The sequence below is a fragment of the Azotobacter vinelandii CA genome (assembly GCF_000380335.1).
Lineage (GTDB): Bacteria > Pseudomonadota > Gammaproteobacteria > Pseudomonadales > Pseudomonadaceae > Azotobacter > Azotobacter vinelandii.
The window spans coordinates 439695-451723 of the sequence record NC_021149.1; the positions used below are offsets into that span (position 1 = coordinate 439695).

Sequence of the window (12029 nt, forward strand, 5' to 3'; positions counted from 1 at the left end):
CTCCTCGAGTGAAAGCGGCGCTATCCCTGCGCGCGGCACCACAGGGCGGGATCGCTCGGGTGGCCCTGCTGGCGGATGGCGAAGTAAAGCGCAGGCATGTCCTGCCCGCCACTGGTACCGACCGTCGCGATCGGTTCGCCGGCCTTGACCATGTCGCCGGCGCTTTTCAACAAACTCTCATTATGCCCGTAGAGGCTCAGGTAGCCATTGCCGTGGTCGAGAATGACCAGCAGGCCCGAGCCGCGCAGCCAGTCGGCGAAGACCACGCGCCCGGCATGGATGGCGCGTACCGGAGTGCCGGCATTGGCGCTGATCAGGACACCGTCCCAGCGAGTGCGGGCATCTTCGCTGCGTGGCGAGCCATAGGGCACCAGCAGACGGCCATCGACCGGCCAGGGCAGGCTGCCGCGCGCACGGGCGAAGGGGCCGTCGGGAACCGTTCCCCGGCCGGACAGGAGCGGGGCCTCGCCGGCGGGCGCGCTGGCGCGCTGGCGCTGCCTTTCCTGCTCCTGCTGGCGGCGCTGTTCGGCGAGGGCGCGCTGGCGCGCCTCCTCGGCCTCGCGGGCCTGGCGGGCGAGGGCTTCCTCGATGCGCCGCAACACCCGGCCGAGTTCGGCCCGCTCTTCCTCGCGGGCCTCGAGTTTCCGGGCGCCGCTGGCGTATTCCCGGTTCAGGCGGACCAGCATCCGGCGACGCTCCTGGCGCAGGGCGGCGAGCCGCTCGCGGCGCTCTTCCAGCTCGCTCTTGCGCTCGCTGAGCCGAGTCCGCTGGGTGGCGAGGTCCTGCTCGACCGCGGCCAACTGGCGCAGGGTCGCGTCGAGGGCTTCGAGCTGCCTCTGGCGCGCCTGGTCGAAGTAGCCGTAATAGGCCAGGGTACGCGACAGCAACTCCGGCCGCTGCTGGTTGAGCAGCAGCTTGAGGTATTCCTGGCGACCGCTCTGGTAGGTGGCGCGGGTCTGCACGGCGATCAGCCGCTGCTGTTCGTCGCGGGTCTCTTGCAGCGTCTGCTTTTCCCGGTCGAGACGACGGATCTCCCGTTCGCGCCCGTCCAGTTCGTTCTGCAGCTCGCGTACCCGGTTTTCCAGGTCGCCCATCTCCCGTTCGGTCTTGCCCAGCTCCTGCTGCACGCCGCTCCTTTCCCGGTTCAACTGCTCCTGCAGCTTCTTCAGCGTGGCGATGTCCTGGCGGGCCCGCTCCAGTTGCTCGAGGGTTTCGCTGCGCTCGTCGGCGAATGCCGGGCTGAGCGCGAGGGCGAGGATCAGCGGGGGAAGGATGCGGGACATGGGCGTGCGGCGTCGAGAGAGTGGATCGGCATAAGTATGCCTAAAAATGTGTCGTCCGGCTGCAAGCCGCAGCAATGACTCCGGACGGCCGGCGGACAGGCCCGGGACCTGCCCGCGTCTTGCCGCCTCAGGCCGGCTCGACCAGCGGCCGGCCGGTCATTTCCCGCGGCTGCGGCAGGTCGAGCAGCTTCAGCATGGTCGGCGCCACGTCGGCCAGCACACCGCCCGCGCGGATGCGCAGCGCGCGCTTGCCCACGTAGATGAAGGGCACCGGCTCGCAGGTGTGCGCGGTGTGCGCCTGGCCGGTGCTTTCGTCGCGCATCTGCTCGACGTTGCCGTGGTCGGCGGTGATCAGCGCCTCGCCGCCGACCTTCTCCAGCGCCGCGACGATGCGCCCGAGGCTGGCGTCCAGGCATTCCACTGCCTTGACCGCCGCCTCGAATACCCCGGTGTGGCCGACCATGTCGCCGTTGGCGTAGTTGGCGATGATCACGTCGTAGCGCCGGTTTTCGATGGCCTCGACCATGCGCTCGGTGACTTCCGGCGCGCTCATCTCCGGCTTGAGGTCGTAGGTGGCGACCTGCGGCGAGGGGATCAGGATGCGTTCCTCGCCCGCGAACGGCTCCTCGCGGCCGCCAGAGAAGAAGAAGGTGACGTGGGCGTACTTCTCGGTCTCGGCGATGCGCAACTGGGTCTTGCCGTTGTTCGCCAGGTACTCGCCGAGCACGTTGGTCAGTTCCGTCGGCGGGAAGGCGCAGGGCGCCGGGATGCTCGCCGAATACTGGGTGAGGGTGACGAAGCCGGCCAGCCGCGGCACGTGCGGGCGCTCGAACTCCTTGAAATCGGCCTCGACGAAGGTGCGGCTCAGTTCGCGGGCGCGGTCGGCGCGGAAGTTCATGAACACCACGGCGTCGCCGTCTTCCACGCGCACCGGCGCGCCGATGGCGGTGGCCTTGACGAACTCGTCGCTCTCGTCGCGGGCGTAGGCGGCCTGCAGGCCGGCCGCGGCGGTTTCGGCGGCGTATTCGGCCTTGCCGTCGACGATCAGCCGGTAGGCCTGTTCGACACGATCCCAGCGGTTGTCGCGGTCCATCGCGAAGTAGCGGCCGATCAGCGTGGCGATGCGGCCCTTGCCGAGGCGTTCGAAGGTGGCTTCGAGCGCCTCGATGGGGCCCTGGGCGCTCCTGGGCGGGGTGTCGCGGCCGTCGAGGAAGGCGTGCAGGTAGATCTTCTCGGCGCCGCGCCGCGCGGCCAGCTCGGCCATGGCGGCGATATGGTCCTGGTGGCTGTGCACGCCGCCTTCGGAGAGCAGGCCGAGGATATGCACCGCCTTGCCGGCGGCGACGGCATGGTCGACGGCGGCGCAGATGGCCGGGTTGTCGAAGAACTCGCCGTCCTGGATGGCCTTGGTCACCCGGGTGAAGTCCTGGTAGAGCACGCGGCCGGCGCCGAGGTTCATGTGGCCGACCTCGGAGTTGCCCATCTGGCCGTCGGGCAGGCCGACGTCCATGCCGGAGCCGGAGATCAGGCCGTGGGGGCAGGTGGCGAGCAGGCGGTCGTAGACCGGGGTGCGGGCGGCGTGAATGGCGTTGTAGGCAGGGCTGTCACTGTGACCGAAGCCATCGAGGATGATGAGAACCAGTGGTTTGGGGGTGGCAGTCATGGTTCCGACTCTGATTGCGGTGAGGTGGGTGCCCGGCAGCCCGAGGCGTGCGAAGGGCGGCAGTCTACTGCTTCGCGAAGCGCAGCGTCATTGCCATTGACTGCCGCCGCGCTGGCGGGTTCAGCCGGTCCGGGGGGCTGTGTATACTGCCGGGATTTTACCGTTCTGGAACTTCCCGATGGTCCCCAAGCTGATCGAATTCGCTTCCAACCACTATATCCTCGTCGGCCTCCTGCTGGTCCTGCTGGTTCTGCTGCTGGTGACCGAGCTGCGTCGCGGCGGTCGCAGCCTCAGCAGCGGCGAGCTGACCTCGCTGCTCAACGGTGGTCAGGGCATGGTGCTGGATGTGCGTGCCCACAAGGAGTTCTCCGGCGGGCACATCGTCGATGCACTCAATATTCCCTACGACAAACTGACCGGCCGCATCGCCGAACTGGAAAAGTTCAGGAGCAAGACCCTCATTGTGGTCGACGCCATGGGCCAGCACGCCGGAACCGTCTGCCGCGACCTGCAGAAGGCCGGCTTCGACGTGGCCAGGCTGGCCGGCGGGATGAGCACCTGGCGCGGGGACAACCTGCCCGTGGTCAAGTGAGGGAGCCATGCCGCACATCGTCATCTATACCAGCGCCTGGTGCCCCTACTGCATACGGGCCAAGCAACTGCTGGACAGGAAAGGCGTCGCCTACCGGGAGATCGGTGTCGACGGCAAACCGGAGCTGCGCGCCGAGATGACCCGCAAGGCCGGACGCACCTCGGTTCCGCAAATCTGGATCGGCGATACCCACGTGGGTGGGTGTGACGATCTCCATGCCCTGGAGCGCGCGGGCCGCCTGGACGCGCTGCTCGAGGATTGAATCCGCAAATCGACAAGGCTCTGCCATGACTGAACAAGCTAGCAACGGCGCCGCACAAGACGGCCAGAACGCCCAATTCTCCCTGCAGCGCATCTATGTGCGCGACCTTTCCTTCGAGGCACCGAAGGCGCCGGAGATCTTCCGCCAGGACTGGAAGCCGAGTGTCCAACTGGACCTGAACACCAGGCAGAAAGCGCTCGACGGCGGCGACTTCTACGAAGTGGTGCTGAGCCTTTCGGTCACCGTGAAGACCGGCGAGGAAGTGGCCTTCATCGCCGAGGTGCAGCAGGCCGGCATCTTCCTGATCAAGGGCCTGGACGCCGAAGCCATGGGTCACACCCTGGGCGCCTTCTGCCCGAGTCTGCTCTTCCCCTATGCCCGCGAGGCGCTGGACAATCTGGTCGTGCGTGGCTCCTTCCCGGCCCTGATGCTGGCGCCGGTGAATTTCGACGTGCTCTACGCCCAGGAACTGGCGCGGATGCAGGCCGAGGGCCAGGCATCGGGTACGGTGCAGTAAGGTCGCAGCCCTGCCGAGAAAAGCGCCCTGCGGGGCGCTTTTTCGTTTCCGCTCAGTCCATCGCGAAATCGAGCTGGCGCCAGGCCTCGTAGACCGCCACCGCCACCGTGTTCGACAGGTTCAGGCTGCGACAGGCGGAGCGCATCGGCAGGCGCAGGCGCTGCTCCGGCGGCAGGCTCTCGCGGACTTCCTGCGGTAGCCCACGGCTTTCCGGCCCGAACAGGAAGGCGTCGCCGCGCCGGTAGGCCACGCTGTGATAGGGCTGCGATCCCTTGGTGGTGAAGGCGAACAGGCGCGGCCGACCGAGGCTCTCCAGGCAGGAGGGCAGGTCGGCGTGGCGCTTGAGGGTGGCATATTCGTGGTAGTCCAGGCCGGCGCGGCGCAGGCGCTTGTCGTCCAGTTCGAAGCCCAGCGGATCGATCAGATGCAGGCTGCAGCCGGTGTTGGCGCAGAGCCTGATGATATTGCCGGTGTTCGGTGGGATTTCCGGTTGGAAGAGGATGACGTGAAACATGCACGGCTCCGGACAGGGAGGCGGCATTCTATCCTGTCGCCGCACCCTTGCCGTAGCCGGGGCGCCGCCGTCCCGCGATGGCGAGCCGGATGTCGGCGTTGCCGACCGGGGCTCCCGATGTTCCGTGCCGAGGCGAAGCATCCTGTGTGCCAGGGCTTTCGGGCTCGGCCGAAGAGACGGATCGGTCCGGCAGGGGATATAGGCAAAGGCTTACATGGTGTGATGGCGATCGCCACTGTTTAGTCGATGGGGGGATGCCTAGTCTATTGCTCAAGGGCGTCGCGCAGGAAGCGCATCGAAAAACACGGACGGCGTCGCAGGTTCCGCCAGGATGGCGGATGATAGGGAGATCGCGCAGGAGGCGCATCGACCGGCATGGATGGGGTCGGGAATTCACCGGGAGGGTGAGGCCGCAGGGATGGTTGGCGCAGGATGCATTGGGGAACTCAGGGACGATCGCCAGGATGGCATTGTTCAGGGACGATGCGCGCAGGATGCGCCATGTGACTCATGGACGATTCAGGGACGATCGGGGATGTTCCGCCAGGATGGCGGAGGTAGTCAGGGATGTCAGAATCAGTCTGCAAGACCCCGCTTTGCGGGGTTTTCTTTTTTTGCGCCTGCGAAACGGCGCTTTGGACTCAGCCGCGGACCTCATGGAGGCCGGGCATTCCCTCCAGCAGCGAGCGCAGCAGGTTCACCATGCCCTGCTGGCGCTGCGCATCGCGGTAGACCAGTCCCACCTTCAGGGGGATGCGCGGTTCGCTGAGCGGTTTCCACAACAGACCCGGATGGCTGTGCGGCGGCCGCGAACAGCCCGGCAGCACCGTGGCCAGGGTCGTGTGCGGCAGGCTGTCGAGGATGCTGTTCATGTGGTTCAGCTCGGCCTGTACCTGCGGACGCCGGCCGAGCATGCCGAGCTGCTCCTGCCAGATCTGCCGCACGCGGAATTCCTCGCCGAACAGCAGCATCGGCAACTCCGCCGCCTGGGCCAGGGAAACCTTCTTGAAGTCCTTGAGCGGATGCTTTTCCGGGATCACCAGCTGCAATTCATCCTCGTACAACGGCAGGCTGTGCAGCCCGGGCTGACGCGGCGGCAGAAAACCGATGCCGATATCCAGGGTACCGGCCAGCAGGCGTCGTTCGATATCGGTGCCGGACAATTCGTAGAGCTGTACCACCAGGTGCGGCTGGGCCTGGCGCAGACGCTCCAGCAGCGGCGGCACCAGGCTGGCGCTGACCGTTTGTAGCACACCGACCGCCAGGCTGCGTGCCGCCTGCCCACGGAAGGCGCGCAGTGCGTCGCGGGCGCGCTCCAGGCCTTCCAGTAGCGGCACCGCATGGGTGTACAGGGTCTGCGCGGCGAGGGTCGGCAGCAGGCGCTTGCCGGTGCGCTGAAACAGGCTGACGTCGAGGTCCGACTCGAGGTGGCGGATCTGCTGCGAGAGCGCTGGCTGCGATAGGCTCAGGCGCTCTGCGGCGCGCCTTACGTGGCCTTCCTCGTACAGGGCGACGAAATAACGCAACTGACGGAAATCCATAACTTTCTCTTATCGATGAATCTGGAAAATCGAAATAGCCGTGGGTGGCGATACCTCCTAGTCTAATCCCCATCGATCACGCTTACAGCGCTCTGGAGGCCAGGCTGAGTGATGTGCCAGGCAGTGGTATCAAGGGTGCTCATAGGCAAAGCCGAAGGAATTGATGTCGAACTGAGCCGCGCCGCTGGCTGCCGGGCTCTCTGCCCGGAGGGGGTGCAAGGTGCGTGAAGCCTTGGCCTGCATGCGGATGATGCGCACCCTGGAGCGTCCGTCGCAGCTTTTCGTGCGCGGCCAGGGGTCCTGGTTGTGGGATGTCGAAGGTGATGCCTATCTCGACTTCACCCAGGGGTTGATGGCGAACAGCCTGGGGCATTGTCCGAGCGTTCTGGTGGGTGCCTTGCGGCGCCAGGTGGACAATCTGATCAATCCGGGGGCGGGTTATTACAACCTCGGCATGCTCAAGCTGGCCACGCGCCTGTGCCAGGTCACCGACAGCGATCAGGCCTATTTCCTGAGCAGCGGTGCCGAGGCCAGGGGAGCGGCGATCCGGCTGGCGAGCAAGTGGGGGCAACTGCATCGCGGTGGCGCCGGTCGCATCGTCATGGTGTGCGACGGTTCTCGCGGCAATGTCCAGGATGCGCCGGCCGCCCGGTACTGGGCGACTGCCGTGGACAAGCCGGGTACGGCGGAACTCGTCGGGGTGCCCTGCAACGATCTGCAGGCGTTGGCGTCCGCGCTCGACGAGCGGACCGTGGCGGTGATGCTGGAGCCGCTGCAGGGCGAGACGGAGGTGGCGACTCGCGAGTACCTGCAGGCCGTCTCCCGGCTGTGCAACGAGCGCGGCCTGCTGCTGATCCTCGACGAGGTACAGACCGGGATCGGGCGTTACGGCGCGCTGCTGGCCGGGGAGTTGTATGACGTACGTGCCGACATCGTCACGCTCGGCACGGGGTTGGGCGGGGGAATGCCTCTGGCGGCCCTGCTGGCTCGCGGTAGCGCCTGCTGCTTCGAGCCGGGCGATCTGGTCGGCAGTTGTCATGGCAACGCGCTGGCGAGCGCTGCCGGTCTGGCGGTACTCGACACAGTGCTGGAGGCGGGGTTTCTCGAGCACGTTCGAGCGGCCGGCGAGCATCTGCGCGAGGGGCTGGTCCAATTGGCCGGTCGCTATGGTCACGGCCCGCTGCGCGGCCGGGGTTTGTTGACGAATTTGCCGCTGGCGGGCCTCCCGGCTGCGGCGGTGGTGGAAGCGGCGCTGAAGGAGCGCCTGCTGATCGGCGCGCCGCAGGCGCACTGTCTGCGCTTTTCGCCGGCGCTGACGGTCAGCCACGGCAACATCGATGAAATGCTCAAGCGCCTGACGCGTGCGCTGTGCCGGGTTTCCGGCCGAAACTGAATACCGTCTCTTGCGAAATCGCAGCCGCCCCGCCAGGAATGCCGGGGCGTTTTTTTTGCCTGTCGGTCCAAAACGAATGAAGAAAATCCTTGTGGAGGCGAAGGCGAAAAAAGAGGCTGGGCCCGACCGCTGCCCAACCTTCACGCCAAACCGTGCCGCGCTCTGCCCCGACGCGATTTCCGCAGGGACGGGCGAGCACTGGAACCTCAGCGAGATTCGTGCCGTTGGACGGGTGCGGGTATTGGCGGTGGATTTCGCTGAAAATCGCCGATCATGCCGAGGTCTGACGGGGCGTGCGAGCCAGGGGCATCCTGCGGACAGGACATGTCCGAAATGCTGGACACGGGATGTCCCGCCAGTCGGACGTCGCAACGGGCATCGAGCAGGGCAAGCATGGACCGGCGGGCGCCAAGGAACCCGGGAGGGCTGTCTCGGGTCGATTCAGGAAAGCCTCGCGACCATCGACGGAGAATCCCATGGACCTGCTGCGCATTCTCATCGCCATTCTGCTGCCGCCGCTTGGCGTGTTCCTGCAGGTAGGTTTCGCCGGCGCCTTCTGGCTGAACATCCTGCTGACCCTGCTCGGCTACCTGCCGGGCATCATCCATGCGGTGTACATCATCGCCAGGCGCTGAGTCTCAGCGGCCGGCGGCCAGGCGTCCGCCCTGGGCCAGGGTCCAGTCCACCAGTTGCCGGCTCAACCGGTCGCTGGCCGCGCCGAAGGCGGCGACCACGCTGTCGAGCCGTCCGTCGCTGACGCTCTGGCGCACCTCGAAGCGGCGACTGGCCAGGATACGCTGGCTGGCGCTGTGCACCAGGCTGACATCGAGACCGAGCCGGACCTGCGGCTGGCCGTCGACGTATTCGCTATGGAAGCTGCGCAGGTCGCCGAGCAGTTCCAGATCGGCGTAGAGATGATTGTCGTCGCTGCTCACCGAGGCGGTGCGGCCGTCCTCGCGGAAGGCCTCGATCAGCCGGTCGCGCAGCAGGGTCGGGGCGTCGTCGCTCCAGCGGGCGCCCTGGTAGTTGCTGATCCGGTTGCCCTCCGGCATCACCGCGATGCGTGCGCTGCCGAGCATGCGGTCGGCCTTGGGGGTGGCGATGCGCAGCGCCTGGTCGAGGCGGGCGGTGGCCGGCTGGGCCTGGAGAGGCGTGCCGGGCAGGCGGTAGATGTGAATGGGCTCGGCTTCGGGCAGCACCGAGCAGGCCGTCAGGCTGCCGAGCAGAGCGAACAGGTAGAGGGGGTGGCGGGTCATGGTGCGAACTCCTGCATCTTCTCCCGACCGAGGAAAAAGCCCGAGGGATCGTCTTCGAGGTGGCGGGTGACCCGGCGCAGTCCGCCGAGGGTGGTGCGCAGCTCACTGATCGCCGGGCCCAGTTCGGCGATGCCGTCCATGCCGTTGTGCAGGGCCTGCTGGTTTTCCTCCAGCAGACGATCCAGGCGCGAGGTGCTGCGTTCGAGGGCGCTCATCGAGCGCTGTGCGCTGGCCAGCAACTTGCGGCCGTCGCCGTCCAGCAGCCCGTTGGCGTTGCGCGCCAGGCGGGTGATCTCTTCGAGCAGGGTACCGGTCTGCCGGCCGAGCTGGTTGAGCTGCCGCACGGTCTGGCCGAGTTCGTTGCGCTGCGCGGCGATCGCTCCCGTGGCCTGTTCGAGATGTTCCAGGATATGGCCGAGGCGGCCGACGTTGTCGGCCGAGAAGAGGAGGCTGGCGCCGGTCAGAATGCTGTTGATGCTGCTCATCACGTCCTCGCCCTCGTCGAGCAGGGTATTGAGCGGGGAGGGATCGGCGACGATCAGCGGCGGCTTGCCGCCTTCGCGCTCGAGTCGCGGGCTTTGCGGCGTGCCGCCGAACAACTGGATGCTGCGGGCGCCGGTGATGTTGGCCAGCAGCAGGCGGACGCGGGTGTCCTGCTTGATCGGCGTGCCGCTGTCGATGCGGATGAGCGCGCGGGCCATGCGCGGGTCCTGGGGGTCGAGCCAGAGCTGTTCCACGTCGCCGACCCGGATGCCGCTGTATTCCACCGGACTGCCGACCGCCAGGCCGCTCACCGAATGGTTGAACAGCACCTCGTAGTGATCGAACTCGCGGTCCAGGCTGGACTTGCTCAGCCAGAGGGCGAGCAGCAGGGCGGCGATCACCGCGACGACCGTGAACAGGCCGATCAGCACATGATGAGCGCGGGTTTCCATCAGGGGGTCTCCTGCAGTTCGGCGGCCTGCCGTGCCGCGCGGCCGCGCGGGCCGTGGAAGTATTCGCGTATCCAGGGATCGTCGGTGGCCGCCACCGTTTCCAGGCGGCCTTCGACCAGCACGCGCTTTTGCGCCAGCACGGCGATCCGGTCGCAACTGGTATACAGGGTGTCGAGGTCGTGGGTGACCAGGAACACGCTGAGTCCCAAGGCATCGCGCAGGGTGAGGATGAGCCGGTCGAAGGCCGCCGCGCCGATCGGGTCGAGCCCGGCGGTCGGCTCGTCGAGAAACAGCACTTCCGGGTCCAGCGCCAGGGCACGGGCCAGGGCGGCGCGCTTGATCATGCCGCCGGACAGTTCGTCCGGGTACTTGCCGGCGGCGTTGGCCGGCAGGCCGGCCAGGGCCAGCTTGAGGCGGGCCAGATGCTCGGCTTCGGGGCGCGTCAGTCCGGCGTGTTCGATCAGCGGCAGGGCGACGTTCTCCTCGAGATTCAGCGAGGTGAACAGGGCACCCTGCTGGAAGAGCACGCCGAAACGCCGCTCCAGCCGGGAACGGCGCAGGGGCGGCAGGGCCAGCAGGTCCTCGCCGAACACCTCGATCCGCCCGGCGCTGGGCCGGTGCAGACCGACGATACTACGCAGCAGCACCGACTTGCCGGTACCCGAGCCGCCGACCACGCCGAGGATTTCGCCGCGGCGGATGTCCAGGTCGAGACCGTCGTGCACCGTCTGCTGACCGAAGCTGTTCACCAGGCCGCGTACCCGGATCAGCGCCTCCCGGGACGGCGCGCCGGCGCTCACCAGCCCATCTCCATGAGGAACAGGGCGGCCAGGGCGTCGATCAGGATTACCATGAAGATCGACTGTACCACGCTGGAGGTGGTGCGTTCGCCGACCGACTGGGCGCTGCCGCTGGCCTTGAAGCCCTCCAGGCAACCGATCACGGCGATCAGGAAGGCGAACAGCGGCGCCTTGCCGAGGCCGACCAGATAATGGTTGACCGGAATTTCCTGTTCGAGGATGGCGAAGTACTGCACCGGCGAGATGTCCAGCGCCAGGACGCAGACCGCCAGGCCGCCGAGGATGCCGCAGAGCATGGCGATGAAGGTGAGGATCGGTAGGGTCAGCAGCATCGCCAGCACCCGCGGCAGCACCAGCAACTCGATCGGATCGAGGCCGAGGGCGCGGATCGCGTCGATTTCCTCGTTGGCCTTCATCGCGCCGATCTGCGCGGCGAAGGCGCTGGCGGTGCGTCCCGCCATCAGAATGGCGCAGAGCAGCACGCCGAATTCGCGCAGGAAGGAATAGGCCACCAGGTTGACGGTATAGATGGTGGCGCCGAACTGGCCGAGCACGGTGGCGCCGAGGAAGGCCACCACCGCGCCGACCATGAAAGTCAGCAGGGCGACGATGGGCACGGCGTCCAGCCCGGTCCGCTCGATGTGCGCCACCAGCGGAGTGATGCGCCAGCGTCGCGGGCGCGGCAGGGTCGCCAGCAGGGTGCTCAGAGTCAGGCCGATGAAGCCGTACAGCGTGCGCTGCTGTTCCCAGAGCGTCTCGACGACCCGGCCGATGTGCGCCAGCTCGTCCTTGAGGGTGGAGCGTTCCGGCTCCTCCTCGGTACCGGCGGCGCCGGCGACCGCCATGGCGACCGTGCGCAGCAGGGCCTGGCGCTCGGCCGGCAGTTGCGGCGCCCAGCGGGCGATGTCCGTCAGGCGCCGGGCGCCGAGCAACTCCACGAGCAGGCCGGCGCCCGCGGTGTCGAGCGCGCCCAGGCCGTCCAGCACGACCGGGCAGGCGTCGTCGAGCCGCGGCCTGGCGCGCTCGATTTCGCGTTTCAGGCGTGGATAGTGCTGCAACGTCCAGTCGCCGACGACGTTCAGCCCGGGAGGCTGGCCGGCACTGCTCGGTTGCAGTTGACCTGGTGATGAGGGGGTCGGATACATCGTTGCCCTGTCCGTGTCGCCTTGCGGTGGAGACTCGCGACGAATCTCGGGGGATCATAGCAGCCTGTTTTTTCGATCACAGCATGCAGCCGGCCGGAGCCGGGATATGTTCAGGTAGGCTAGCGACT

At 67.3% G+C, this 12029-nt stretch carries 13 protein-coding genes; 5 read left to right on the forward strand and 8 right to left on the reverse strand.

Annotated features, from left to right (window positions below; translation table 11 throughout):
- Positions 1–20: 20 nt before the first annotated feature.
- Both AVCA_RS02160 and gpmI read right to left on the reverse strand, forming a co-directional pair.
- A complete protein-coding gene (locus AVCA_RS02160; RefSeq protein WP_012699148.1) occupies positions 21–1283 on the reverse strand; it encodes a murein hydrolase activator EnvC family protein in 1263 nt (420 codons plus the stop codon).
- Between the two features lie 127 nt (positions 1284–1410).
- Positions 1411–2946 (reverse strand): 2,3-bisphosphoglycerate-independent phosphoglycerate mutase, encoded by a 1536-nt coding sequence (gene gpmI / locus AVCA_RS02165; protein WP_012699149.1) that lies wholly within the window; start codon positions 2944–2946, stop codon positions 1411–1413.
- Positions 2947–3124: 178 nt separating this feature from the next.
- Between gpmI and AVCA_RS02170 the strand changes: the two genes are divergently transcribed.
- From AVCA_RS02170 to secB, 3 genes are read left to right on the forward strand one after another with little or no spacing between them, the layout of a single operon-like run.
- Positions 3125–3538, forward strand: coding sequence for a rhodanese-like domain-containing protein (locus AVCA_RS02170; protein WP_012699150.1), 414 nt, complete (start codon positions 3125–3127; stop codon positions 3536–3538).
- A gap of 7 nt (positions 3539–3545) precedes the next feature.
- Positions 3546–3800 carry a glutaredoxin 3 gene (gene grxC / locus AVCA_RS02175; RefSeq protein ID WP_012699151.1) on the forward strand — a complete coding sequence of 85 codons (255 nt, stop codon included), beginning with the start codon at positions 3546–3548 and terminating at the stop codon, positions 3798–3800.
- Positions 3801–3825: 25 nt separating this feature from the next.
- On the forward strand, positions 3826–4317 hold the full coding sequence (gene secB / locus AVCA_RS02180) for a protein-export chaperone SecB (RefSeq protein ID WP_012699152.1): 492 nt from the start codon (positions 3826–3828) through the stop codon (positions 4315–4317).
- Between the two features lie 52 nt (positions 4318–4369).
- On the opposite strand, the gene trmL is transcribed toward secB, so the two are convergent.
- Positions 4370–4831, reverse strand: a complete 462-nt coding sequence (trmL, locus tag AVCA_RS02185) for a tRNA (uridine(34)/cytosine(34)/5-carboxymethylaminomethyluridine(34)-2'-O)-methyltransferase TrmL (RefSeq protein WP_012699153.1) — start codon at positions 4829–4831, stop codon at positions 4370–4372.
- Positions 4832–5472: 641 nt separating this feature from the next.
- Positions 5473–6372, reverse strand: a complete 900-nt coding sequence (locus AVCA_RS02190) for a LysR family transcriptional regulator (RefSeq protein WP_012699154.1) — start codon at positions 6370–6372, stop codon at positions 5473–5475.
- A 220-nt stretch (positions 6373–6592) separates the two neighbouring features.
- Between AVCA_RS02190 and AVCA_RS02195 the strand changes: the two genes are divergently transcribed.
- Entirely contained in the window at positions 6593–7765 is a 1173-nt protein-coding gene (locus AVCA_RS02195; RefSeq protein ID WP_236616334.1) for an aspartate aminotransferase family protein, read from the forward strand.
- Between the two features lie 476 nt (positions 7766–8241).
- Positions 8242–8400 (forward strand): YqaE/Pmp3 family membrane protein, encoded by a 159-nt coding sequence (locus tag AVCA_RS24235; protein WP_012699156.1) that lies wholly within the window; start codon positions 8242–8244, stop codon positions 8398–8400.
- Positions 8401–8403: 3 nt separating this feature from the next.
- On the opposite strand, the gene AVCA_RS02205 is transcribed toward AVCA_RS24235, so the two are convergent.
- Genes AVCA_RS02205 through AVCA_RS02220 form a run of 4 tightly spaced genes read right to left on the reverse strand, consistent with a single transcriptional unit; the run spans position 8404 to position 11901 of the window.
- Positions 8404–9021 (reverse strand): ABC-type transport auxiliary lipoprotein family protein, encoded by a 618-nt coding sequence (locus AVCA_RS02205; protein ID WP_012699157.1) that lies wholly within the window; start codon positions 9019–9021, stop codon positions 8404–8406.
- Positions 9018–9956: an MlaD family protein gene (locus tag AVCA_RS02210; RefSeq protein WP_012699158.1), complete on the reverse strand. Its 939-nt coding sequence runs from the start codon at positions 9954–9956 to the stop codon at positions 9018–9020. Before AVCA_RS02210 ends, AVCA_RS02205 begins: the two co-directional genes overlap by 4 nt.
- The gene (locus AVCA_RS02215; protein ID WP_012699159.1) at positions 9956–10756 is read right to left on the reverse strand and encodes an ABC transporter ATP-binding protein; all 801 of its coding nucleotides are present in this window, start codon (positions 10754–10756) and stop codon (positions 9956–9958) included. Before AVCA_RS02215 ends, AVCA_RS02210 begins: the two co-directional genes overlap by 1 nt.
- Positions 10753–11901, reverse strand: a complete 1149-nt coding sequence (locus AVCA_RS02220; protein WP_012699160.1) for an MlaE family ABC transporter permease — start codon at positions 11899–11901, stop codon at positions 10753–10755. The genes AVCA_RS02215 and AVCA_RS02220 overlap by 4 nt, the downstream gene beginning before the upstream one ends.
- Between the last annotated feature and the right edge of the window lie 128 nt (positions 11902–12029).